The sequence below is a fragment of the Devosia sp. 919 genome (assembly GCF_013185965.1).
GTDB lineage: Bacteria > Pseudomonadota > Alphaproteobacteria > Rhizobiales > Devosiaceae > Devosia.
On the sequence record NZ_JABAOL010000001.1, the window covers coordinates 147,409 to 172,027 of the forward strand.

Genomic DNA, 24,619 nt, shown 5'->3' on the forward strand with positions numbered 1-24,619 from the left:
TGCACCAGCCGACCGGCCCACAAAAACACTGGAGGAAACCATGAAGCTCGAATCGATCGCCCTGCACCACGGCTACACCGCCGAAGCCACCACCAAGGCCGCAGCCGTGCCGATCTACCAGACCACGTCCTATACCTTTGACGACACCCAGCATGGCGCCGATCTCTTCGATCTCAAGGTCGCCGGCAATATCTATACCCGCATCATGAACCCCACGACCGCGGTGCTCGAAGCGCGGGTCGCCGAAATGGAAGGCGGCATCGGCGCCCTCGCCGTCGCCTCGGGCATGTCGGCCATTACCTATGCCATCCAGACCATCGCGGAAGCCGGCGACAACATCGTCTCCATCTCCCAGCTTTATGGCGGCACCTATAACCTCTTCCAGCACACTTTCCCCCGCCAGGGCATCGAAGTGCGTATGGTCGGCTTTGACGATTTCGAGGGCTTTGAACGCCTGATCGACGCCAGGACCAAGGCCGTGTTCCTTGAATCCATTGGCAACCCGCTTGGCAATGTCGTCGACATCCAGCGCATCAGCGAGATCGCCCATCGCCATGGCGTGCCCGTGATCGTCGACAACACGGTCGCGACCCCGGTGCTCTGCCGCCCCTTCGATTTCGGCGCCGATATCGTGGTGCATTCCCTCACCAAATATATTGGCGGGCACGGCACCTCGATCGGCGGCATCATCGTCGATAGCGGCAAGTTCGACTGGGTCGCCAACAAGGACCGCTTCCCCATCCTCAACCAGGCCGACCCCTCCTACCATGGCGTGGTTTATACCGAAGCGCTCGGGGCCGCCGCCTTTATCGGCCGCGCCCGCGTCGTGCCGCTGCGCAATACCGGCGCCGCCCTTTCGCCCTTCAACGCCTTCCTGATCCTGCAGGGCCTCGAAACCCTGGCACTGCGCATGCAGCGCCATTGCGACAACGCCCTCAAGGTCGCTCAATTCCTCCAGAACCACCCCAAGGTTGCCTGGGTGAACTACGCCGCCCTCCCCGATAGCCGCTTCCATGCGGTGGCCCAGAAGATCACCAAGGGCAAGGCTTCGGGCATTTTGAGCTTTGGCATCAAGGGCGGTCGCGACGCCGGCGGCGTCTTCATCGACAATCTCAAGATGATCCTGCGGCTGGTCAATATCGGCGACGCCAAGTCGCTCGCCGCCCATCCCGCCACCACCACCCACCGCCAGCTCAATGCCGAGGAACTGGCCAAGGCCGGGGGTTTCCGAAGACCTCGTGCGCATCTCGGTTGGCATCGAGCATATCGACGACATCATCGCCGATATCGAGCAGGCCCTGGCTGCCGTCCCGGCCGCCTGACCCATTCCGCTCGCCGGCTGCAATCGCACCAGCCGGCGGGCACCTGACATTTTGTTCAGAACGCGTTCATCATCATGGCCAAAACCCGGCCAACCGCCCCGGAGACCCCGTTTGCACCCCTTCACCACCCAGCTGCTCGACGCCATCACCACCGGCAATCCGGTCCCCCGCACCACCGCCACGCCCCCGCAAACCCCCGCTGAAAGCGAAGCCATCCAGTCCGAACTGATCGCCGCCCTCGGTGGCATCGGTCCCTGGAAAGTCTCCCCCTGATCACCCGGCGCCACCATGACGGCGGCTCCCATTCCCAAGGCCTGGGTTCACCAAAGCGCTGAAACCGTTGATCTTTCCGGTCTGCGCTTCGAGGTCGAATTCGCCCTGGTTGTCGCTGGTGATGGCTCCTTCCGCATCGCCCCCGCCCTCGAATTCATCCGCTCGCGCACTCAGGCCGACGCTGAATGGCCCGCCGCCGCCAAGCACGCCGACCTCCTCGTCACCGGCGGCCTCGTCCTCGGCACCCCCCAGCCCCTGCCACCGGCCTACAGCGAAATTGCCGTGGCAATCCAGCTACTTGCCGGCGACGAGAGCCAGACGCTGACCACCAATCTGTCAGTCTCCGACCTCCTTGAAGCGGCCCGCTGGACCAGCGAATACGCCAGCCGCATCGGCCTGCCCTTCACCCCCGGCACCGTCATCATCACCGGCGCCCGCCTCGGCCCGATCGAGCTCGCCGCCAACCATATCCGCGCCGAGCTCGACAGTTTCGGTGCCGTCGAGATCTTCCGCGCCGGGGCACAATAAACTCCGCCCCGCGGCGATACTTGCCGCCGAGTAGAATTTTCTTCTCTGCTCGGCGGCCAAAACAACCAGGCTTTTATCTATTCTGCCCGGGCTTTGGAGCGCCAGACTTCGCTTCCGCACGCCCAAAGCCTTATGCTCTCAGCAACTTTGCAGGAGTGTGGGATGCGTTTTTCGTCTTTGGTTGCGGCCGCCATGCTGGTCGCGGTTCCCGTCGCCGTCCAGGCCGCCGAGGTGACCCCGCTGGTCACCGCCGACTGGCTCAAGGCTAATGCCGCTGACGAGAACGTCAAGATCATCGACATACGTGACGAGATCGAAGGCACCGACCTCGGCGAATTGCCCTATATCGCCAATGCCGTAGTCGCCCCCTATGCCAGCGCCGGCTGGCGCACCGAGGTCGACGGCGTCCCCGGCCAGATCCCGCCCGAAGCTGAGATCGCCGAGCTGATCGGCAATCTGGGCATCGACGGGGACGATCACGTCGTGATCGTTCCGTGGGGCACCGACTCCTCCGAATTCGGTGGCGCCACCCGGGTCTACTGGACCTTCAAGTATCTGGGCCACAACGATGTTTCCATTCTCGATGGTGGCTGGCGCCAATACGATGCCCAGGGCGGCGAGCGCGTCGCCGAGGCCGCCAAGCCCGTGCCCGTTGAGTTCCCCTACGAAATTCAGCCCCAACTGCGCGCCACCACCCCTGACGTGCAGGCCGCTCTTGAAAAAGGCACCAAGCTCATCGATGGCCGCCCCACCGAGCAGTTCGTCGGCCAGTCCAAGAGCCCGGTCGTTCGTGTCACTGGCACCATCCCGGGCGCGGTCAACATCCCGCACTCGACCCTTTACAGCGGCGAATATGCGAGCTTTGCCCAGCCCGAAACCATTGCCACCCTGGCGCAGGGCGTGGGCCTGGCCGAAGGCGAAGAAAACATCGTCTTCTGCAACACCGGCCACTGGGCATCCATCGCCTGGTTCGCCCTGAGCGAAGTGGCGGGCAACAAGAACACCGCCATGTATGACGGCTCCATGGCCGAATGGGCTGCCGATCCGGCCCGCCCGATCCAGTAAAAACCTGGCGCCGCCCCGCCACCACCATCTTGGGTGTTGCGCTTGACCGGCGCAGCATCCAAAGCTTTTTGAACACACCAGTTTTTCGAGACCCATGAGCCAGATATCTGCGGCCGCCCCGCCCAAACTGCTCCCCACCATTGTCCCTGACCGGGCGCCGCTCCTCGTGGCGAGCGCCATGCTTGTCTTGGGCTTTGCCCTCATTACTTGGCAGGTCGACCTGCGCCAGGGCGGCCTCTTCCTGATCGGTGCGATGCTCGGCGTTGCGCTTTACCACGGCTCCTTTGGCTTCACCGGCGGCTGGCGCCGCATGGTGGTGGAAAAGCGCGGCCGCGGCATGCGCGCCCAGATGCTCGCCATCGGCGTGGCCGCGATCGCCATGATCCCCCTCGTGGCTGCCGGCAATATCGGCGGCCAGGCCATGGTTGGCGCCATGGCCCCGGTCGGCCTTTCCGTGCTGCTCGGCGCCGCCATTTTCGGGTTGGGCATGCAACTGGGCGGCGGCTGCGGATCGGGCACGCTGTTCACCGTGGGCGGCGGCTCCGCCCGTATGCTGGTGACGCTGGTCTTCTTCATCATCGGCGCCGTCGCCGGCACGGCCCATCTGCCGTTCTGGCTGCAGCAACCCTCGCTGCCGCCGATCAGCATCGGTGCCGAACTGGGTGTCGGCTTTGCCATCGCCGTCACCATTGCGGGCCTGGCCATCGTGGCGTTGATCACCGCGCTGGTTGAAAAGCGCGTGCATGGCAATATCGAGCATGAACCGGCACCGGCAAGGGCCGATTGGGGCTGGATCCTGCGTGGACCCTGGCCTCTCGTGGGTGCTGGCCTAGTGCTGGCGCTGCTCAATGTCGCGACGCTCCTGCTGGCCGGCCACCCCTGGTCCATTACCTATGGCTTCGGGCTTTGGGGCGCCAAGATAGCCCAGGCCGTCGGCATCGATGTCGCCAGTTGGGAGTTCTGGACCTGGCCCGCTCAGGCCCAGGCCCTGCAGTCCAGCGTTCTGGCCGACACCGTTTCGGTGATGGATTTTGGCCTCGTGCTCGGCGCCGCCGCTGCCGCCGCCATCGCCGGCAAATTTGCGCCCAAGGCTGCCTTGCCTCTCGGCTCGCTGCTTGCTGCCATTGTTGGGGGCCTCCTCATGGGCTACGGCGCCCGCCTGTCCTTTGGCTGCAATATCGGCGCGCTGTTTTCGGGCATCGCCACCGGCAGCCTGCATGGCTGGCTCTGGTTTGCCGCAGCTTTCGTGGGCTCGTTCTTCGGCATTGCCCTGCGGCCGGTATTCGGACTTGATGGACTGGCCAAGAAATGAGCGCGCGTAACACCCTTCTGTTTGGCGCCGCTCTGGCCGTTTCCACTGCCGCGATCGCCTATGACCACCTGACCAATCCGGTGCCGCCGCGTCCGGGCACCCAGACCGTTGCCGCAGCGGGGGGTTCTGCCCCTTGTGCAGCCGCGCCCTGTGCTGCGGGGGCCTCTCCCTGCGCCGCCGGCGCGCCGGCCGCACCCATGCGCGCGGCTCCCCCACCCCCAGCCGCTGCACCCTGCGCGGCCGGTGCGCCACAGCTGGCGGCGCCTCCGCCACCCCCGGCCACCCCGCCTGCTGCCGGCAAGGCACCGCCCCCGCCACCACCGCGGGCGACACCTCCGGCTCAGCCGCAGGCTGCGCTGGCTGCCCCGCCACCTCCCCCCAAGGCTAAGCCTGCGGGTGCGGAAGCGCCTGATCTGGTTCTGGACCCGTCCTGAGATGAGTGAGGACGCCCGCCGGCAGGCCCTGGCTGAAGTCGCCTTTTGCGAGACAATCCTCGCCAAGGGCGGCCTCAATGTGCTGAGCGAAACATTTGCCGGCGTGACCACGATTGAGGCATGGGAGCATTATCCCCCCGGCGATGTGTTCGACCCTGCGAGCAATTCCCAATGGTTCTACCATTGCCACCCGGCAGAGGAAGGCGCGCGCGAGCACGGCCATTTCCACTGCTTCCTGCGCCCGGAGGGTCCCGCCGGTCCCATCCACCATCTGGTGGCGATCGGCGTCGATGGTGAAGGGCGCTTGCTGCGCCTCTTCACCGTCAATCAATGGGTGGTAGGCGACGACTGGGCCGATGCGTCCACGACGATCCCGCTGCTCGAGCGCTTCGACATGCAGATGCCCCGGCCCTCTTATCTGGTGAACCGGTGGCTGACGGCGATCATCGTTGCCTATGGGGAGCAGATCGCGGACCTGCTGCGCCAGCGCGATGCAGCTCTGGCGGAAGGCGGCGGGGATATCGACGCCCACCGCCAGGATCGTTCGCTCGAAGTGCTCTCAGAGTTCTTTCCGGCCGCCGCCTGAGTCGACAGCCGGGTTTGTTGACCGGCTAAATTAACCGGTACTGCTTGGCCTTGTTGCGCAGGAACGGCAGGCCCTTGTCCATCACTTCCTCAAAGCTGTTGGCGACGGGCCGCCAAACCGCAAGGCCATAGGCAAGCTCGGGCGGCATGTTGATGAAGCTTTCCATGGCAATGCCGCCCTTGAAGCCGATAGCAGCGAGGGTTGCATAGATTTCGTCCCAATCGCAGGTGCCTTCGCCGGGGGTACCGCGATCGGATTCCGACATATGGATATACCGCAGCAGGTCCCCGGCATCGATGATGCCGTTGCCCGCGCCCTTTTCCTCGATATTCATGTGGTAGGTGTCGAGGTGGATGAAGATATTGTCGGCACCCACCTTCTCGATCATCCAGCGGGCCTGCGCCGCCGTGTTGATCAGGTGGTTCTCGTAGCGGTTGACCGGCTCGATGCCAAAGGCCAGGCCCACCTGCTTGGCATGACGCGCCGCCGCTTCCAGCGCCCGGGCCATGTTGTCATATTCCGGCGTCGTGGGGGGCAGCCCGCTGCGCTGGCCGATGCCGCCATAGGTGACGCCCGACAGGGCCTCCGCCCCCATGGCTGCGGCAACATCCATGACATGCTTGAGATGGGCGATCCCCGCTTCTGGATCAACCGAAGGCCAGCTGCCCTCAGGCAGGCCGAGCGAGCAGACCGCCCGCATATTGTGCTGCTCGAGCAGCGATCTTGTATGAGCCGGATCCACCACAGTTGGGTTGACCAGGGCGATTTCGATGAAATCCATCTTGTAGGCCGCAGCGGCGGCAACCGTGCGCTCCGCTCCCGCCCGATCCCAGTTCATCGTCCACATGCTGGTGTGAACACCAAAGCCTTGCATTGCCTTTTCCTCTTCTCGTCAGAAATCTTGACTACGGTGCCGTCTCAAATAGCCAGAAACCAACATGGCGCCTCAGCACCGATGGGCGGCGGCAAGGTTGCGGAGATCCCGCGCCGTAGCCTGCAGGGTGAGGAACGCCTGGTAGCGGAAATCCTGCAGCGCCCGCAGGTCAGGGTTGGGCAGGCAGCGCGCCGCCACGCGAGACATGGCCGGCATTGCCGTTTGCAGGTCCGGATAAAGGTAGCACGCCACCGCCCCCAGCATGGCCGCGCCCAGCAGCACGGGCTCAGGGGATTCCGTGATATCGACCGGAAGGCCCGTGGCATCGGCTAGCAATTGCCGGGTCAGCGGATGGGCGCCCGCGCCACCACTGATGCTGATCGTCTCCACTGGAGCGCCATGAACCGCCTGCGTTTCGATGATCTGGCGCAGGCCATAACCCAGGCCGCAAATGCCGGCGACGTAAAGGGCCACCAGCGAATCCGGACCCGATTCCATGCCTTGGCCCATGATCACGGCACGGGCATGCGGATCGGCAAAGGGCGCGCGGTTGCCCAAAAATTCCGGCACCACATGCAGGTCGTCGGCCAGCCGCACCGTGGCGCTGGCGTTGTCGGCGAGCTGCAAGGCGCGATCGGCAAGCCACTGCGGCAGGGACATGCCGGCCGCTTTTGCTACGGCCGTCGCTTCCGCATTACCGGGATGCAGTTGCACCAGCTGATCGATTGCGGCACCGGCTGCCGACTGCCCCCCTTCGTTCAGCCAGGCCCCGGGCACCATGGCCGAATAATAGGGCCCCCACACACCGGGTACAAAAGCCGGTTCTTTGGTAGTCGTCATGGTGCACGATGAGGTGCCGAACACATAGCCGAGGCAGCGCATGGCGTCGCCACCGGCCGCAACCGTGCCCAATCCACCCGCATGGGCGTCGATCAACCCGGCTGCCACGGCCGTGCCCGGCAACAAGCCCATCGCCTTTGCCGCGGCTTCGGTCAGCCCCTGTCCCAGCGGCGTGCCGGGGTCGACGACGCTTTGGCCGATACGCTGGAAGTTCTGGTCGGCCAGGTCCGCCAGGCCAATCTGGCGGAAATAACTCGCATCCCAACGGCGCTCATGGGCCAGATAGGTCCATTTGCAAGTGACGGTGCAGGCCGAGCGATCCAGCGCTCCGCTCGCCTTCCAGGTCAGGAAATCGGTGAGGTCAAAGAAACTGGCGGCCCGGGCATAGATGTCCGGGCGATTCTCGCTCAACCACAGCAGTTTCGGCGTTTCCATCTCGGGCGAAATGCGGCCGCCCACATATTGCAGCACGGCATGGCCCTGCGCATTGATGCGCTCGGCCTGCTCCAGCGCCCGATGATCCATCCAGACGATAATGTCGCGTTCGGGATGGGCGGGGTCGCCCACCGGCAGGCTTTCGCCCTGGGGGCCCAGCACGACCAGTGAGCAGGTGGCATCGAACCCAAGCCCGCGCACATCGGCCGGGTCGATCCCGGCTTCGGCTACACTTTGCCCAACCGTTTCGCAGACCGCCTGCCAGATTTGCGCGCTGGATTGCTCGGCGATGCCGCCGTCCTCGCGGTGCATGTCGATATTGCGGCGCGCCGTGGCCAGCATCCGACCCTCGGTGTCGAATACGCCGGCTCGCGCCGAGCCGGTGCCGACATCAACCCCAATAACATAGCTGGCCATGGCGGTTTCTCCCCTAAGCCCGTGTCAGACGCGGTCGAAGCTGGTGGGGAGCACGATCATGTCGCGGATCGTCACGGTGCGCTTACGCGTGAGCATGTAGACAATGGCGTCCGACACTTCCTCGGGATCCATGAGGCTGCCGGATTCCTTGGCCTTGCGCAAATTCTCCTCGGGCCAGTCGGCCAGTAGGGCTGAAACCACTGGCCCCGGTGAGACCTGGCCGACGCGGATACCATAGGGAATGAGCTGGCGGCGCATGCCCTGCACAAAGCTCGTAATGGCCCATTTGGAGCCCGAATAAACCGGCTCCCAATAGGTGGGGAAATGCCCGGCCACCGAGCAGGTAACGAGGATATCGCCGGTCTTGCGCTCCATCATATGAGGCAAAACGCCATGCACATTCTTCATCACCGCATTGACGTTGAGATTGAGCATCCGGTCGATGGCTTCGGGCGTGGTTTCAAGCAGATCACCGCCGACATAGGTGCCGGCATTGCAGTAAAGGATGTCGATATGAGGCACCTTGGCGAGGATCTCGGGCACCATGGCGTTGCAGCTCTCGGCGTCGAGCAGGTCGGTGACCTGAACCACCGCCTTGTCGCCCAGTTCGCCCGCAAGCGCCGTCAGCGCCGCCTCGTTGCGGTCCACCATCACCACCGTCGCGCCCTCCTTGAGCAGGGCCTTGGTGGTCGCCAAGCCGATGCCCGAAGCCGCCCCGGTGATCACCGCGATCTTGCCTTGCAGGGATTGCGCCATTCTTGTTCTCCTGGATAAAGGGGTTGAAGCTCGCCACAGCCTTTTGCTTAACCCAAACTGTTGCTGATGGGCGGGTTTGCCCATCAGCCTGATTCTTGCATGCCCGCGGGCAGTTTCGGCTCTCAAGCCCGCCCATGCGAGGCGCGCGAGCGCCGGGCCAGCGAATCGACGATCACGGCGATGGCCAGCACGGCGCCGGTGATCATGTAGCGCAGGGACGAATTGAGGTTCAGCAGGGTCAGCCCATTGGCGATGGCCTGGATGACGATGATGCCGAGCAGCGCCGAATAGGCACTGCCCCGCCCGCCAAAGAGGCTCGTGCCGCCGATCACCGCTGCGGCAATGGCGTTGAGGTTGACGTCGCCCGTGCCGGCCTGCTGGCTCGAGGACGCCAGCCGCGAGGCCGCCAGCACGCCGCCCAGCGCGGCAAAGGTCGAGCACAGGATAAAGGCACTGGCATAGATGCGTCGCACATTGATGCCGGCGCGGCGGGCCGCTTCCTTGTTGCCGCCCACCGCCTGCATGGAGCGGCCCCATTTGGTGCGGGTAAAGGCGTAATCCATGATGATGACCAGCGCCACAAAGAGGCCGAACATCCAGGGCACGCCGCGCCCGAGATTAAGGTAGTAAACGGCCCCTTCGATCACGAGGGTCAACACCGCGGCCTTGAACAAGAGCCCGCCCATTCCCCCGGCACTCAGATTAGCCGCGCGCCGGCGCTGGATCGTCCGCATACCCAAAACGATGGTGAAAATGCCGGGCAGCAAGCCCAGCGCATGGGACAGCCATTTGGGCATCATCAGGATCTGCCCGAACATCACCAGCGGCGACTGGTAGGGCAGATTGATCGAGCCGGCATTGCCCAAAATGTAAAGCTGCAGACCCAAAAGAGCGAGTAGCCCCGCAAGCGTGGCCACAAAGCTTGGCATCCCAAGCCGATTGTAGAGCAGCGCATAGATGCTGCCGACGACGACGCCGGCGAGGAGGGCAGCAAGGAGCGCGACCTCAAAAGGCCAGCCCTGCGTCACCCAAAGCGAGCCGAACAGGGCGGAAGCCAGCCCGCTCATCGAGCCAACCGACAGGTCGATCTCGCCCAGCATCAGCACGCAAACAATGCCGAGCGAAATGATGCCGACCGTGGCGCAATCGAACAGCAGGTTCACGAGGTTATTGGGCGCCAGATAAACTGGGTTGAGGGCGCTGAACACCAGCGAGATCACCACCAGCCCGACGGCAACGGGCAACATGCCAAGGTCGCCCGAACGCACCCGGTCGAAAAAGCCTCGGATCGCGCCCGAGACGCCCTCGTCACGCCGGACGCGTACATCGCTGCGGTCCAGTTCACGGGAAGCCTCAGGCTTTACCTGATCGAGCTGGCTCATCGCATTGCCTCCTGGTCGGATGTGTCCGCAGCAAGTTGTTTGCGGCTCATGCGCCGCGACACGGCGTTTTCAGTAGCGCCGGTGATGGCCGCCACCAGCTCGTGGTTGGAATCCTCGGGCGTGAACACGCCATTGTTGCGGCCCAGGCGCAGCACGACAATGCGGTCCGCGACTGCCCGCACATCCTCCATGTTGTGGCTGATCATCAGCACACCCAGCCCCCGCGCGCGAACCCGCTCGATCAGGTTCAACACTTCGGCGGTCTGCGCCACGCCAAGAGCGGCAGTGGGCTCGTCAAGCATGATGAGCTTGGGTTCCAGCAGCAGCGAGCGAGCGATGGCTACGGTCTGGCGCTGCCCGCCCGAGAGCGACGCCACCGGCTCGCGCACCGAAGGAATGCGGGCGGACAGCTCGTTAAGCAGCGTCCAGGCGCGCACTTCCATCGCCACCTCATCAAGGCGCCAGGGGTTCTGCTCGCGCCCAAGATAGATATTGGCGACAACATCGAGGTTTTCGCACAGCGCCAGATCCTGGAACACCGTGGCGATGCCAAGATTAAGCGCTGCGGCGGGGCTGTCGAGGCTCACCTCTTGCCCATTGAAACGGATAGTGCCTGCCGACGGCTGGTGCACGCCAGCCAGGATCTTGACAAGGGTCGACTTGCCAGCGCCGTTGTCGCCCACCAGCGCCACGACCTCGCCAGCATGCACCTCTAGCTCGATATCGGTCAGCGCTGATACCGCGCCGAAATTCTTGGAAATGCCACGCAGGCTGAGTACCGGCTCGCCAGTATGCTGCGCAGTTGATGACTGGTCGGACATGGCCTGCCCCTTCGCTCAGGAGAAACATCCGCCCGGCCATGACCTGGCCGAGCGGACGGGGTGGCGCTTACTCGAGAATGCCCAGTTCGCGGCAGCCTTCGGCATATTCACCCGTGCACACTTCCTCTGCGCTGGCGATGTCCTTGTCGAAGATCTCGGCCTTGATGTTTTCGCGCGTCACCACAACCGGCACGAACAGCTCCGAGGGCGTGTCGTAAAGCGTCGTCTTGGCTTCGGGGGTTTCCCCGTTCAGCAGCTTGTAGGCGACTTGCGCCGCAGCAGCCGCCACGATCTCGGACGGCTTGGAGATGGTGTTGTACTGATCCCCCGAAATGATCAGCTGCAGTGCCGCGATCACCGCGTCATTGCCCGTGACGGGCGGAACGGGGTCAACGCCTGTCGCCTTGAACGCAGCGATGGCGCCGCCGGCAGTGCCGTCATTGGCCGCAGCCACGCCCACGATCTGGTCGCCAAAGCGAGTGATCTGTCCGCTCGCCCATTGCTGGGCTTCGGCCGGCACCCAGTCGGGGGTATCGAACTCAGCCAGGGTCTCGTAGCCGGACGCATCGAGCGCCGAGTCAATGCCGTCCCGGATCAAGCCGGCTGCCGCGTCGGTGGGCGAACCATTGATCTGCAGCACCCCCGCGCCCTCGGGCACGCCCTCAGCCTTGAGGTGGTCCACCAGCGACTGCGCGATGGCCCGGCCAATACCTTCATTGTCGAAGGACACATAATAATCCGCCGGGGTATCGGGGATCGGGCGGTCATAGGCGATCACCTTGACGCCCTGGGCATGGGCCTGCTGGACCAGCGATGCGGCGGCCGAGGAGTCCACCGGGTCAAGCACGATCACCGTGGCGCCTTGGGTGATGGCGGAGTTGAACTGTTGCTGCTGCAGCGCCGCATCAGCCGTTGCGTTCTGGTAGATCAGATTGCAGTTGGCGCAGAGCTTTTGCATTTCGGCCTGGAAGCCCGGCCAATCATGCTCCTCGTAGCGCGTGGAGCCCTGGTCCGGCATCAAAAAGGCAATCGTGGCATTTTCGACCTGGGCGAAAGCTGGGGCCGCCATCAGCAAGCCGGCAAGCGTCGTTGCCAGCGCAGTTCCGATCAAAGTTCTAGACATGTAGTCCTCCCATTGTGGTTGATTTCACTCACTCCCCCCGCCCGACTTTGTGTCTGGGCCGGGATTCCCTTGATTCTTCCTGGCGGCGCTTAGCGCCGTCGGCCGAGCGTCAGCAGCTCTGCGCCTCCTGTTGCGTGTCCCACGCTCTTGCCCGTGGAGCCCGGTGCGGCGGTCGATTCACGCAGCACCAGTTCCACCGGCAGCTGCCGGTGCACCGGGCCACCGCTGGCGCCGTTGATGCGTTCGAGCAATTGCGACCAGGCCAGCCGCCCTATGAGGTCAACAGGCTGCCGGATCGCGGTGATGGACGGCCGGGCAACCGGCATCCAGGAATAATCATCAAAGCCCACCAGCGACACGTCGTGAGGTACCGCACGCCCAGTGCGGTTGAGCGCCGCGAGCACTTGCAGTGTCGTTGTATTCATCAAGGCAACGATCGCGCTGGCGATGGCAATCTGCGCCTCCGCCGTGTCTGGCAACGCTTCGGGCACGCCGCCAAGGCCGGTTTCCACCACCAAGGGTTCGGCGCCGAATTCAGCCAGCACTTGCGCGACGCCAGCGATGCGCTCGCGCAGATTTCGCACTCCCAGCGAGGGGGTGCAGACGGTGATTTGTCGATGACCGAGCTGCACCAGGTGGCGGGCCGCTGCCGCACCGGCGGCAACATTGTCGATCTCGACGAAGTCGCTGGGCTCGCCGTCGGGCGCCCGATCGGCAAAGACCAAGGGGATGCGGGCCGCCTCGATCTGCTTGCGGGACGCAAGTCCGGCCGAGCAGGGTATGATGATGAAGCCGGCGGGCTTCCATTGCATCAAAGCGTTGATGCGGGCTTCCTCGATTTCGGGCTGATGGGCGGAACTTGCCACGATCAGCTCGAAGCCATCCTTCTGGCAGCTGGCTTCCACTGCCGCCAGGATGGTGGGAAAGAATGGGTTGTCGAGGGCCGGCACGATCGCCGCTACGATCTTGGAGCGCCCGCTGCGGAGATAAGAGGCCGCCGGATTGACCCGGTAGTTGAGCGCCGCGACCGCCGCCATGACCTGCTCGCGCGAGCCGGCACGAACCGGCTTGTCGCCCGATAGCACGTTGGACACCGTCGCCACGGAAACGCCCGCGCGCTTGGCAACGTCCTTCATGGTCACGTTGATCTTGATCTTCCCACCCTCCCCGGTGAGCCGCCTCAAGCCGAAGCTAAAAACGATTTACGTAAATCGTTTCACGGCGCCGCGAGGCTGTCAAGCGGGTGCTTTGCTCGCCGCAGGAGGAGGGAGGGCTGCAGAAGCCTATGCAGGCGCTGCCGCCTTGTCTCCGGCGGAGTCCCGAGGAGAAAGGTGGCGTCCAGAAGCGACACCAAGAGCGCGGCAAGCAGCGTACCGGCCACCGTCAAGCCCGCCCGCTGGACGAACGCAAAGCCGGGCTCGGAGGTGGCCAGCGCGCTGCCGACCAGCGAAATCATCACCGAAGCAGCATCCTGATAAGCCATAGAGGGCAACCGGCCCCTCAGCATCTTGTGCCCTAACCAGAGGGTCGCGAGAAAGACCAGGCACAGCAGCACAGCCAGATGCCCGACCCAATTGAGGAGCGCAAGAATGGTGAGCGCCAGCACTCCCCCGAGGGTCACTGAAAAACTGCGCTGTCCCGCCTCTGCCCAGATCGAGCGACGCGTCGATTGCACCAGCACGAACATGCCGGCGACTGCCAGCATCATGTTGGAGAAGTCGAGGATCGTGTACAAGAACAGGCTATAGCCCAGCATGACCACCGTGCGATTGGCCGCACGGATCCCCCATCCTGAGGGAAATGCCGGTTCATACTTGTCCACATTGATCTCGGTGGTGCGGGGCGGCAGCAGCACATAAAGCAGTGGGATGACAACGGCCGAGCACAAGGCCGCCTTGCTTATCTCGCTGCGCAGATAAGCCATGGCCGGGTAGGAGCCGAGGCCCATGATCGACATCAGCGCCACGGCGACGATGATCAGCAAGCCAAAGGCGTTGCCGGTTCGCTGGATGAGGTAAAAGGCGAGAAAATAGATGCCGCCGATCACCAGCAACAGCAGCGCCGGGATGCCTGAAAACAGCAGCACCACACCCGACATCAGCCACAACACCCCGCTGAACAGGATGGGAGCGGCAAAGACCCGCCGGGCATCGAAAGCCTTCCGATTGCCCGCCAGGAGCGAGAACATCAGGGTGGGAAAAATCATCGCCAAGGGCGAGCGGAAGGCAATGCCAATGAGGAGCCCGATAACAGGCATGATGGCGACCCGCACGGCAAATAACGGGTCTTCATCGATCAGCGGCCGGGGAGCGATGAACATGGCTGCCCGTTAGTACAGATAGGAGAAATAAGCGCTGAGCGTCTGCAAGGCAGAGGCCGCAACAGCCACCGGATGCGAGCGGCCCTGCGCGTAAACCAGCGCACTGGCCTTTGAGCCCACCCGAACATTGTCCGGCCAGGTTTGGTCGGGCGCCAGTTCAACATGCACCGGGATCGTCCGGGCCGGCTCGAACCAGCGGGCCATGGCCTGATTCTGCGGCAAGCCGTTAGCAGCGGTGCGGCCGGGATCAATGCCCCAGGCAATGCCGCGCACCACGCCAGGATATTTGCGGCCCGGTGCGCCATCAAACAGGATATCAGCGTCATCGCCGACATCGATATTGGCAAGCTGATTTTCGCGCATATCGACCACCACCCAGGAACTATCGGCCTCGATAAAGGTGAGCGCGGGGGTGCCGGCATTCACATACTGGCCCTGGGCGAGCTTGAGATTGGTGACCACCCCGTCAGCGGGGGCCAGCACCGAAGCAAAGGATCGGTTGAGCCGCGCTTGCTCGAGCTGCACCGCAGCCGTTTCCACCTGCGGATTGGCTTCCTTGCCACCGGCACGAAGCCGGGCGCTTTCAAGTTCCGCAATGGCGGCATCAAGTCCCGAACGCGCCGATGCCAGTTGTGCATTTGCCGCATCGAGCTGAACCTGTGATGCCAAACCACGCTGATGCAGGCTCGTGGTGCGCTCGGCAGCGGTCCGGGCCGTATCAAGGCTGGCGCGCGCCTGCTCAACTTTGGCTTCAGTCGCCACCAGCGAGATGACCGAAGCGTCAAGGGTTTGCGTGACTTGAGCGAGATTGGCCTCGGCTTGCCGGACCGCCAGGTCAAAGGGAGCCGGATCCAGTTCAAACAGCGGCGTACCCCGGACGACAAACTGATTGTCCTGCACCAGTACAGTTTGCACCTGTCCCGATACCCTGGGGGCCATCAACGCGGTTAGCGCCGTCACCGAACCCGAGGAACTCGCCGGAGCCACCAGGTCGGTCGCTACATGCCAGCCCAAAGTGCCGATAAGGACAACAAGGATCACCCCGGCCACCTTGCGTGCCGGGTTGGCTCGTTTGGCGGCCGGTTCCGCACGCGGCGCAGCTTCATCTGGCTTGCCTGCCGCAGCGTGTGGCTGCAGCGCCTGCGCGGGAGTTGCAACTTCGGTATCGATTTGAGCAGTTGTGCGAACCACGTTTTTTCGTCCTTGCTTCAAGGGGCCGACGCCTCTAGAAGTAATTTGTCTTCACCGTAGAGATACTTCATGGAAGAGAAAACGTCAAGCAGCAGTGCGCGCGACCTGAAGATGCGCCGGCTCGGATCGGCGCTGCAAAATCTGATGCGCAATGTGGAAAGCGCGCGTGAGGCCGCTGCCCGCGCCCAGAAGCTGCATCCAACCGATTTCTCCTGCATTGGCCTACTGGCCCGAGCAGGAGCACCGATCAGTCCCAAGCAGATCATCGACGAGCTGCATCTGAGTTCGGGCTCAGGGACGGCCTTGCTGGATCGCTTGGAACGGGCAGGCTTTGTGCGTCGCCTGCCCAATCCAGACGATCGCCGCAGTGTGTTGATCGAACTGGACAAACAGCAAGCCGCCGAGCCACTGGCGAGGTATCGGGAAATCGAACAGGCCTATGTTCGGGTGACGGAAAACCTGACCGACAAGGATATGGACACTGTGGCGGACTTCCTCGATGGCGTTGCCGCCCTTACCCGGCTGCATCCCCGGCAGTGATTTGACGCCTTCCCGGCTCAGGCGGAAAACCAGTTGGCATGGGCTTCCGCCAATTTGGGCAGAGAAGTCAGGATTTCGCTTAGGTGTCGCTGCATCCCCGCTTCGGCGCTATCTGGATCACGGCGGCGGATGGCGTCGGCAATTACCGCGTGCTGCTCGATCAAGGTCTTGATCGGCGTGGCGTCTGAGAGCGACAGGTAGCGCACCCGGTCCATCTGCGCCTTGAGGCTCTCCAGCAAACGCCAGGCATGTTCGCAATCGGCAGCCAGTGCAATCGCCTGGTGAAAGGCTTCATCGAGGCGCAAGAATTCCACATGCTCGCCCGCATAATTGGCCTGGCGCTGCCGCTCGATCAACCCATCGAGAATGGAATGGTGACGAGGGTCGGCCTCGGCGGCCGCCTTGCGCACCACGGCTACTTCAATGGCTTCCCGAATGAACCGGGCGTTTTCCACTTCCCGGCGTGAAATCATCACCACCGAAGTGCCCCGCTGGGGCCGAATCTCCACCAGCCCCACCTCCGCAAGTTTGATGAAGGCTTCGCGCACGGGCTGGCGAGACACACCGAGCTGGCGAGCCATCTCGGCTTCCGACAAGGGATCGCCTGGCCGCAACTGCAGCTGGATGATGGCCTGGCGCATGGCCTCAAAGACCTTGTTGCCTACGGTAGCGGGCCGCCCCAATTGGGCACCCTCATGGGTCAGGGGTGCAATCGTTACCATGTTGACTCCTTTGAACTACCATACTACCATTTTTGTGAAGCCGTTGCCTAGAGCACGGAACGTCGCGGCTACGCCGCTTGGGAGGAAATCATGAAATTCACACCGCTCGCCGCGGCGCTTGCTGCTGGCCTGGTCATCTCGTACTCGGTTCCCGCGATGTCGGCGGACTATACTCTCAGCGTCAACACGGCGCTGGCCACTTCAGACCCGCTGTATAAGGGGCTTGAAGCCTTCCGCGACAATGTCGCCACCGCCTCCAATGGCGCCATCGAAGTCAAGCTCTTCCCCAATTCGCAGTTGGGCGCCGATGAAGACGTGCTGGAGCAGGCCCGTGCCGGAGCGCCGGTCGCTGTGGTGGTTGATGGCGGTCGCCTCGCCGCATTCGTCAACGAATTTGGCGTGCTCGGCGCTCCTTATCTCGCTTCGGGCTATGAAGGCATCCGCAAGGTCGTCGTTTCCCCGCAGATGGAGGAATGGATCACCAAGCTGCACGACGCTTCGGGTCACCAGGTGCTCTCGTTCAACTGGTGGCAGGGTGAGCGGCACCTCTGGACCAAGATGCCAGTCAATGTGCCCGCTGACCTCAATGGCTCGCGCATGCGTACCCCAGGCGCGCCGGTCTGGGTGGAAACGGTTTCCGCCATGGGCGCGACCCCAACCCCGATGCCGTTCTCGGAAGTTTATTCAGGCCTTGAGCAGAACGTGATCGATTCCGTGGAAGCCCAGCTTCCCGCCGGCTTTGGCTCCAATCTGCAGGAAGTCACGTCCGTCCTCACCAAGACCGGGCATATCAACCTGATCACCGGACTTGTCACCTCCGGCCCTTGGTTCGACAGCCTGCCGGCCGAGCTGCAAACCGTGCTGCGCGACGAGGCCCTTAAGGCTGGCGACATCGCTTCCTATGGCACCCAGGATGCCCTGGCCCAGATCGAGGCCGACCTCGTCGCCGCCGGAATGACTGTCAACGAGATCGACGTCACCCCGTTCAAGGAAGCGACGGCCGGCGTTTATGACAAGCTCGGCTATGGCACGTTGCGGGACGAGTTGCAGGCGATCGCCAACCAGTAATTCACTCTGACGGGCCCTGCGGGCCCGTCACTTCCATTGCTCAGGTAAAATCCATGCTCAAGCGTTTGGCTCAACTCGAGCTGGCGATCTGCTTCGCCTTGCTCGCCGGCATCACCGGCCTGGTGTTCACCGCCGCCCTTATGCGGTTCTTTGGCCATCCGCTGATCTGGTCGGTGGACATGGCCCAGCTCCTCTTCATCTGGCTGTGTTTTTTCGGCTCCAACAAGGCCATGCGCGAAAAATCGCACCTGGGCATGGAAGTGCTGGTGTCGCGCCTGGGCTACAAACGCCGGTTCTGGCTGGAATTTGCTTGCACGCTGCTGATCATCGCCTTTTTGCTGGTGCTGGCGGTTGAGGGTTGGAAGCTGACCATGCTCAACCGTGAACGCACTTTTGGCGACAGCACCCTTTCTTATTCCTGGGTCACCGTTGCCGTGCCCGTGGGCTGCGTGCTGCTCGCCGCCACACTGATTTACAATACGGTTCGGGCGTTCAAGGGCCGCCAGCAGGAACTGCTGATCTATAACCGCACGCAGGCCGAAATGGACGCCAGCGCCCCCACACTGGAGCTCTGATCATGGCCCTGATTGGTATCGCCTTTGTTGTGCTGATGGTCCTGGGCATGCCCGTCGCCTTCGCGACCGGCATTTCCGGCTTCATCTTCTTCATGACCACGCAGGGCATGCCAATGTCCATCGGCGTGCAGAAGATCGCATCGATGAGCCAGAGCTTCCCTCTGCTCGCCGTGCCCTTCTTCGTACTGGCCGGCCACCTGATGAATGAAAGCGGCATCACCGGCCGCCTTCTCAAGGTCGCGCTGCTCTCGGTAGGCTGGATGTCTGGCGGTCTGGCGCAGGTGGCCATAGTGCTTTCCACCTTGATGGGTGGCGTTTCCGGCTCCGCCGTGGCCGACGCCGCCATGGAAGCGCGCATTCTTGGCCCCACCATGACTGCCAAGGGCTATGGCAAGGGCTTCTCGGCCGCCGCAATTGCCGTGGGCTCGCTTATCACCGCCACCATTCCGCCGTCCATCGGGCTGATCCTTTATGGCTTTGTCGGCAATGTCTCGATTGGCCGGCTGTTCCTGGCCGGCATCGTTCCTGGCATCCTGATGATGGTGGTCCTGATGCTCACCACCTATCTCATTGCCAAGAAGCGGAAATATGTAGTCGCCGACAGCAAGAAACCGACGGTCAAGGCGCTGGCCGCCGCCTGCTGGGATGCCAAATGGGCGCTGCTGTTTCCCGTGGCCTTGGTGCTGGCCATCCGGGGCGGCCTCTTTACGCCTTCCGAGGTCGGCTCCGCCGCCGTGGTTTATGCCCTCGTCATTGGGTTTTTCGCCCATCGTGAGCTAACTATGGAAAAGGTTTGGCGCTGCTTTGGTCAGGCGACCTCCGATGTTGGCCTGATCATGCTCATTATCCTGATGAGCGGCATGGTAGGCTATGCCACCATCTATCTGCAGGTGCCCCAGGAACTGGCCGGCTGGATGCTGGCCGGCATCACCGATCCCAACATGATCGTGCTCGTCATCCTGATCTTCCTCTTGGTGGCCGGCCTGGCGCTCGACAGCACGGTGATGGTGCTGCTGCTGACACCGATCTTTGTGCCCATCATCACGCAGGTCGGCATGGATCCCGTCCATTTCGGCATTCTGATGATGTCAATCGTCACCCTGGGCGGCATGACCTGGCCCAGCGGTTCGGCTATGTTTGCCGTGTGCTCGCTGATGAATGTGTCGATCGAAGAATATTCCATCGAATCGATCCCCTTCATCGCTGCCGTCGTCGCTCTGATCGCTGTGCTGCTCTTTGTGCCCGACCTCGTGCTCTGGCTGCCGCGCCTCGCCTTTGGCAGTTGACGACGCCGTTGGAGCCGCATGCAGCGGCTCCGACCCTATTCCCTCGGAGATCGACATGAAGCAGACCTGGCGCTGGTTCGGGCCCCATGACCTCACCAGCATTGACGACATCATCCAGAGCGGTGCCGAGGGCGTGGTCTCGGCCCTGCACCACATCCCCAATGGGGAGGTCTGGACGCCCGAGGAGATCGCGCTGCGCCAGCGCCAGATCGGCACTCGCAAGGATGGCTCGCCTTCGGGGCTTCGCTGGGACGTGGTCGAAAGTCTTCCGATCTCGGAAGACATCAAGCAGCAGACTGGCGATTGGCGCCTTCACATCGCCAACTACCAGACCAGCCTGCGCCACCTTGCCCAAGCCGGGCTGGAGGTGATTTGCTACAACTTCATGCCGGTGCTCGATTGGACGCGCACGGCGCTTCGCTGGCGGCTCGCCCATGGCGGCACCTGCATGCGCTTCGAGCTCAACGATTTCGCGGCCTTCGACATCCACATCCTGGAACGCAAAGGCGCTGGGGACGACTACCCCGAGACTGTGGTCGAGGAAGCGGGCCGGCGCTTTGCCGATATGAGCGATGCCGATAAAATCACCCTCGCCCGCAGCGTGACCATGGGCCTGCCCGGCTCCACCGAGTCCATGTCGCTTGCCGACATGCACACCCACCTCGCCCGCTATGGCGCGATCTCCCGCGACCAGTTGCGCGCCCATTTCATCGCTTTTCTGGAAAAAGTGGTCCCGGTTGCTGAAGATCTGGGTTTGCGGCTCTGCTGCCACCCCGACGATCCCCCGTTTCCGCTGCTCGGCCTGCCGCGCATCATGTCGACCGGAGAGCACTTCCGGCTGATCCTGGACGCGGTCAACAGCCCGGCCAATGGCATGACTTTGTGCTCGGGCTCGTTGGGTGCCCGGCCGGACAATGACCTGCCCTCCATCATGGCAGAGCTTGGCGACCGCGTGCACTTCCTGCATCTGCGCAATGTGACACGCGAAAACGATGCGATCATGGGCTCGTTCTACGAAGCCGAGCATCTGGGCGGCGATACCGACATGGTCGCGCTGATCGCGGCGGTACTTGCTGAGGAAGGGCGCCGCAAGGCGGCGGGCCGCATCGATTGGGAAATCCCGATGCGTCCCGACCACGGCCAGGACATTCTCGATGACCTCAACCGCAGTGCCCAACCCGGCTATCCGACCATCGGTCGCATGAAGGGCTTGGCCGAACTGCGCGGCATCACCAAGGCGCTGCAACACAGCGCCGTTCGCTATCAAGACGCTTAGGAGCGAAGCCCGCCTCCGGTACTAAGCTTTGTTCCGGTGCCCCAAGCGATCGGCTCCCAGTTCCTGCAGGGTTTTGAGCAGCCTCGGCTCAATGCTTTTAGCCTGTAGTGCGCTTTCGAGGCTAAAGGCTTGCTGCACCTCGAGAAACTGCACCGCAAAGCCGCCGCGGGTCACCCGCACGACCTGGGCGCCGATGGCGCCGATCGCGAGATAGTCGCCGACCCCCAGAGCCAGAAAGGTCAGCACAACCGCGCCCGAGGCCGAAACATTGGCAATGCGGCAGCGGGTTTGCCGGCCATCGGGCAGGAAGATCAGCGCCTGCGTATTAAGGGGCACAAAGCGGGGATGAGCGCGCAATTCCGCGCGGTCATCGCCAGCAGCCGAGCTTGGAAGCCGGTCCCCAAACAGCGGCGCAAAGCGCGCATGCGAGCGCGGCGTGGCGAGCGTACTGTGCACCGCAGCCCCACCTAGGTAATTGAATTGAGCGGAATAGGCCGCTTCCGCCTTGCCGATCGTATTGGCGCCATAAGCAAAGCTGGCCAGACCGGCAAGCCGCGCTTCCCGCCCGAACCGCTCGAGTTCGCTCGCCATTTGCAGGTTTTCGCCCTCGGCTTCCCCCAGCGAGATGGACAACCCCCAGGTCGCGCCGCGAACGCCATCGTTCAACCGGTCGTCCCAGGGCGTAACTTGCAACACGACACGTTCGGTGATCTCGCGCGCCGTTCTGACGACCTGGAGCAGCTCAAGCGCACTTGCCGCGGAAGGCACGCCGATAACGTCGAGCAACAGGAACTTGCGATAAGGTGGAGGCAGGGCCGCGCCCAGTTCGATGAACTCGGGCGAAGCACCCAGCAGAGTTTGAAACTGCACCGGAACCATGACGCTGGCTTGCTTAATGTCTCCAAGCGCCTGATGCAGGCCTTCAACGGACTTGGCGAACAACACGCAATCAAGATTGGCGAGCGCCTCCAACAGCTCATCTCGGCTTTCGAGCGCGGTAAGATGTTCGGCCGCCGCGGTCCCTACCCAGCTATCAAGCAGGCTCCGGTTGATGGTTTTACCAAAGGCGCGGCTAGGCCAGAGCGGCTGGAACAGGGCACTGGCATAACGGAGCGCGGTGATGCGGTGGCGTTTGGCCGACCGGTCGCTGACCTGATCGCGAATGTCAAGCAAGCTGGCATGGAGGGCCGCCAGCGGGTCGCTGGTTTCGGTAAAACGTTGCGAGTCAACGGCCGCGGCAAAGCTTTCGACCGACACCATGGGAGCGCCATGTTGCAGCTCCAGCTTGATCCTTTCCTCGATCCGCGCCGCGATACGCTGCACCTGGAAGTGCGCGAAGGCTTCGTCTTGGGTCTCAAAGCAAACCTGAAACGCGCCACTGGGCAACAGCTGGAACACATCCTGTGGGCCCAGAAATTGCTGCAGCACCTCCTCGGCTATGCCAGTGGCGCGATCCGCGAGCGTGTTCCATCCCTCCCCAACGCGCGCCCGGATCTCGTCGAGCCCGACAAGGAGCACGCACCCCGCCATCACGGCCGTTGAATTGCGCGCGCGTATATGGCTGACCAGGCCAGCAATGTCATTGACGCGAGGCGAGGACGCCGATGTTGCGGCGGCAAAGCCCACAGCCTTGCTCGATCCGGTGAATAGCTCTCGGACGCGCTTCAGCAGGTAATCAGTGCGCACGATATTGCCTTGTTGCTTGGCAGTCTCCAAACCGAAAGCGGTTCAGTTGGCGCCGTATTCTCCGCTTGAGCATGCCGCGGCTTTACAAAGCATTAACCTCAACGCATTTGCCGTGTCGGAGCACGCGCCGGTTGACGGCTGCTAACCTCCGAGGGAGGCGTAGCCCCGCAGCGGCACCCAGGTGAAAGCCCCGCAGATAAAGCCAAATGTGCTACTTGCCGGGGAACAGAACGGCAGCAGCAAAGCACCAAGCAGATGAGCATTATCTTGACCGTGACCGCCGAGCCCTCGGCCGCCGACCTGTCGGCGATCAGTGAAGGATTGGCAGCCTTCAACCAGGCAGATGCCGGGCCAGCGGAGCGGCGAGCCCTCGCCGTGACACTCAAAGACGGTACTAGCACGCTTGTGGGCGGGCTTTCCGGCTATACGGCATGGGGCTGGCTTTACGTGCAGTGGCTGTGGCTGGATGAAGGCCAGCGCGGCCACGGCTTGGCCGGTCGCATGCTCGAGGAAGCGGAAGCAGAAGCGCGTAGCCGCGGCTGCCACGGCGCTTATATCGACACATTCAGCCCCGTTGCGCTCAAGGTTTATCAGCGTGCGGGCTATGTGCCCTTTGGTGCCCTGCCCAACTTCCCGGCAGGGCGAACACGCACCTTTTTGCAAAAGCCGCTTTAGCCGGCAATGCGCCCGCCGGTGAGAGGATGGGGCGCCCCGGTGGTGGTCGGAAAACTGATCGGCAGCCCCCGCAGCACGCGAGCCGCAAGGAAGGCAAAGCATTCCGCCTCCACCGCATCGCCACGCCAGCCGACTGCTTCGGCGGGAATGGCTTCCACGCCGGCACGCTCATGCAACATCGCCATGATGGTCGGGTTATGCCGCCCGCCCCCGCACACCACCAGCTTGGTTGGGCGCTCGGGCAACAGGTCCAGTGCCTTGCCGACCGCTCCAGCGGTAAACGCCGTAAGGGTCGCCGCACCCCTTGCGGGATCGAGACCGTCGGCCATCGCAGCGGTGAAGTCGAAGCGGTCGAGCGATTTGGGAAAGGGCGCGGAGAGATAGGGATGCTGCAGCAATTGCGCGAGCCGCGCCTCGTCGACCTCGCCGCTGGCGGCAAGTGCACCGTCGCGATCCATCTCACCCAGGCCCAAGGCCTTCATGAAGTCGTTAAGCGGGGCGTTGGCGGGACCGGCGTCAAAGGCAATCAGCCCAGCCTCCCCGTCCCACCAAGTGACATTGGCCACCCCGCCCAAGTTCAGGACGGCGGTGTCGCCGCTCGCCCCAATGCCCCGCAGCAGCGCCTGGTGGTAGACGGCAGCGAGAGGCGCGCCTTGCCCACCGGCGCGCACATCGGCCGAACGAAAATCGAACGCAACTTTCACGCCAAGCAACTGGCTCATCAACGCGCCGTCGCCCAGTTGACGGGTTGCTCCCATTCGGTCCGGTTGGGGCGCCCGGTGCAACACCGATTGGCCATGGAAACCGACAATGCCGATATCAGCCATGCTGAGGCCCGTGCTTTCCACCAACTGTCGCACCGCTTCAGCTTGGGCGCGGGTGAGCGCGGCTTCGGCTTCGGCAAAAATGGCAGGCTCGGGCCCCTCGAAGTTCCACTGCCGAGCGGCGGCCAGAGTTGCTTCGAGCAATTGGCGAACCTCGCTCGTATATGGCGCCAGCGTATAGGCGCCGAACTGCTCGATCCGCTCGCCATCGGTCTTGAGCAGCGCAACATCGATATTGCCGTCCAGCACCGTGCCGGTCATCAGCCCAACAGTCCAGATCGGGTCCAC

At 63.3% G+C, this 24,619-nt stretch carries 23 protein-coding genes and 1 pseudogene; 12 read left to right on the forward strand and 12 right to left on the reverse strand.

The window, feature by feature from the left end; all coding sequences use genetic code 11:
* Positions 1-40 precede the first annotated feature (40 nt).
* The 6 genes and pseudogenes from HRQ64_RS00715 to HRQ64_RS00740 all read left to right on the forward strand — a co-directional run bounded on the left by HRQ64_RS00715 (position 41) and on the right by HRQ64_RS00740 (position 5,520).
* Positions 41-1,322 (forward strand): annotated as a pseudogene (locus HRQ64_RS00715) (aminotransferase class I/II-fold pyridoxal phosphate-dependent enzyme).
* 111 nt (positions 1,323-1,433) lie between these two features.
* Positions 1,434-1,595: a hypothetical protein gene (locus tag HRQ64_RS00720; protein ID WP_172121629.1), complete on the forward strand. Its 162-nt coding sequence runs from the start codon at positions 1,434-1,436 to the stop codon at positions 1,593-1,595.
* A 15-nt stretch (positions 1,596-1,610) separates the two neighbouring features.
* Entirely contained in the window at positions 1,611-2,123 is a 513-nt protein-coding gene (locus HRQ64_RS00725) for a hypothetical protein (RefSeq protein WP_172121630.1), read from the forward strand.
* Between the two features lie 162 nt (positions 2,124-2,285).
* A complete protein-coding gene (locus HRQ64_RS00730; protein WP_172121631.1) occupies positions 2,286-3,188 on the forward strand; it encodes a sulfurtransferase in 903 nt (300 codons plus the stop codon).
* Between the two features lie 94 nt (positions 3,189-3,282).
* Positions 3,283-4,500 carry a YeeE/YedE family protein gene (locus HRQ64_RS00735; RefSeq protein WP_172121632.1) on the forward strand — a complete coding sequence of 406 codons (1,218 nt, stop codon included), beginning with the start codon at positions 3,283-3,285 and terminating at the stop codon, positions 4,498-4,500.
* 435 nt (positions 4,501-4,935) lie between these two features.
* The gene (locus tag HRQ64_RS00740) at positions 4,936-5,520 is read left to right on the forward strand and encodes a hypothetical protein (protein WP_172121633.1); all 585 of its coding nucleotides are present in this window, start codon (positions 4,936-4,938) and stop codon (positions 5,518-5,520) included.
* A gap of 25 nt (positions 5,521-5,545) precedes the next feature.
* Here the strand turns inward: HRQ64_RS00740 and HRQ64_RS00745 are convergent, their stop codons facing one another.
* The 9 genes from HRQ64_RS00745 to HRQ64_RS00785 form a co-directional block, all read right to left on the reverse strand.
* Complete coding sequence (locus tag HRQ64_RS00745; RefSeq protein WP_172121634.1) at positions 5,546-6,394, reverse strand: sugar phosphate isomerase/epimerase; 849 nt, start codon at positions 6,392-6,394, stop codon at positions 5,546-5,548.
* 72 nt (positions 6,395-6,466) lie between these two features.
* On the reverse strand, positions 6,467-8,086 hold the full coding sequence (locus HRQ64_RS00750) for an FGGY-family carbohydrate kinase (protein ID WP_172121635.1): 1,620 nt from the start codon (positions 8,084-8,086) through the stop codon (positions 6,467-6,469).
* Positions 8,087-8,110: 24 nt separating this feature from the next.
* Positions 8,111-8,842 carry an SDR family oxidoreductase gene (locus HRQ64_RS00755; RefSeq protein WP_172121636.1) on the reverse strand — a complete coding sequence of 244 codons (732 nt, stop codon included), beginning with the start codon at positions 8,840-8,842 and terminating at the stop codon, positions 8,111-8,113.
* Positions 8,843-8,964: 122 nt separating this feature from the next.
* The gene (locus HRQ64_RS00760) at positions 8,965-10,224 is read right to left on the reverse strand and encodes a sugar ABC transporter permease (RefSeq protein WP_172121637.1); all 1,260 of its coding nucleotides are present in this window, start codon (positions 10,222-10,224) and stop codon (positions 8,965-8,967) included.
* Positions 10,221-11,045: an ATP-binding cassette domain-containing protein gene (locus tag HRQ64_RS00765; RefSeq protein WP_127754898.1), complete on the reverse strand. Its 825-nt coding sequence runs from the start codon at positions 11,043-11,045 to the stop codon at positions 10,221-10,223. The genes HRQ64_RS00760 and HRQ64_RS00765 overlap by 4 nt, the downstream gene beginning before the upstream one ends.
* 67 nt (positions 11,046-11,112) lie before the next feature.
* Positions 11,113-12,114: a sugar ABC transporter substrate-binding protein gene (locus tag HRQ64_RS00770; protein ID WP_248307181.1), complete on the reverse strand. Its 1,002-nt coding sequence runs from the start codon at positions 12,112-12,114 to the stop codon at positions 11,113-11,115.
* Positions 12,115-12,257: 143 nt separating this feature from the next.
* Entirely contained in the window at positions 12,258-13,304 is a 1,047-nt protein-coding gene (locus tag HRQ64_RS00775) for a LacI family DNA-binding transcriptional regulator (protein WP_172121639.1), read from the reverse strand.
* An 80-nt stretch (positions 13,305-13,384) separates the two neighbouring features.
* Positions 13,385-14,488 carry a hypothetical protein gene (locus HRQ64_RS00780; protein WP_172121640.1) on the reverse strand — a complete coding sequence of 368 codons (1,104 nt, stop codon included), beginning with the start codon at positions 14,486-14,488 and terminating at the stop codon, positions 13,385-13,387.
* Positions 14,489-14,497: 9 nt separating this feature from the next.
* Positions 14,498-15,679, reverse strand: coding sequence for an HlyD family secretion protein (locus HRQ64_RS00785; RefSeq protein ID WP_210258477.1), 1,182 nt, complete (start codon positions 15,677-15,679; stop codon positions 14,498-14,500).
* Between the two features lie 69 nt (positions 15,680-15,748).
* Here HRQ64_RS00785 and HRQ64_RS00790 point away from each other — a divergent pair, with 69 nt between their 5' ends.
* Positions 15,749-16,219 (forward strand): MarR family transcriptional regulator, encoded by a 471-nt coding sequence (locus HRQ64_RS00790; protein WP_172121641.1) that lies wholly within the window; start codon positions 15,749-15,751, stop codon positions 16,217-16,219.
* A 17-nt stretch (positions 16,220-16,236) separates the two neighbouring features.
* Here the strand turns inward: HRQ64_RS00790 and HRQ64_RS00795 are convergent, their stop codons facing one another.
* Positions 16,237-16,941, reverse strand: a complete 705-nt coding sequence (locus HRQ64_RS00795; protein WP_172121642.1) for a GntR family transcriptional regulator — start codon at positions 16,939-16,941, stop codon at positions 16,237-16,239.
* A gap of 90 nt (positions 16,942-17,031) precedes the next feature.
* Between HRQ64_RS00795 and HRQ64_RS00800 the strand changes: the two genes are divergently transcribed.
* From HRQ64_RS00800 to uxuA, 4 genes are read left to right on the forward strand one after another with little or no spacing between them, the layout of a single operon-like run.
* Positions 17,032-18,009 (forward strand): C4-dicarboxylate TRAP transporter substrate-binding protein, encoded by a 978-nt coding sequence (locus HRQ64_RS00800; protein WP_172121643.1) that lies wholly within the window; start codon positions 17,032-17,034, stop codon positions 18,007-18,009.
* Positions 18,010-18,062: 53 nt separating this feature from the next.
* A complete protein-coding gene (locus tag HRQ64_RS00805) occupies positions 18,063-18,584 on the forward strand; it encodes a TRAP transporter small permease (protein WP_172121644.1) in 522 nt (173 codons plus the stop codon).
* 2 nt (positions 18,585-18,586) lie between these two features.
* Complete coding sequence (locus HRQ64_RS00810; protein WP_172121645.1) at positions 18,587-19,870, forward strand: TRAP transporter large permease; 1,284 nt, start codon at positions 18,587-18,589, stop codon at positions 19,868-19,870.
* A gap of 55 nt (positions 19,871-19,925) precedes the next feature.
* Entirely contained in the window at positions 19,926-21,146 is a 1,221-nt protein-coding gene (gene uxuA / locus HRQ64_RS00815) for a mannonate dehydratase (RefSeq protein ID WP_172121646.1), read from the forward strand.
* A gap of 21 nt (positions 21,147-21,167) precedes the next feature.
* On the opposite strand, the gene HRQ64_RS00820 is transcribed toward uxuA, so the two are convergent.
* Entirely contained in the window at positions 21,168-22,832 is a 1,665-nt protein-coding gene (locus HRQ64_RS00820; RefSeq protein WP_172121647.1) for a hypothetical protein, read from the reverse strand.
* Positions 22,833-23,087: 255 nt separating this feature from the next.
* Here HRQ64_RS00820 and HRQ64_RS00825 point away from each other — a divergent pair, with 255 nt between their 5' ends.
* On the forward strand, positions 23,088-23,507 hold the full coding sequence (locus tag HRQ64_RS00825; protein ID WP_172121648.1) for a GNAT family N-acetyltransferase: 420 nt from the start codon (positions 23,088-23,090) through the stop codon (positions 23,505-23,507).
* Here HRQ64_RS00825 and HRQ64_RS00830 read toward each other — a convergent pair.
* Positions 23,504-24,619 (reverse strand): anhydro-N-acetylmuramic acid kinase, encoded by a 1,116-nt coding sequence (locus tag HRQ64_RS00830; RefSeq protein ID WP_172121649.1) that lies wholly within the window; start codon positions 24,617-24,619, stop codon positions 23,504-23,506. The two genes, HRQ64_RS00825 and HRQ64_RS00830, sit on opposite strands and share 4 nt — an antisense overlap.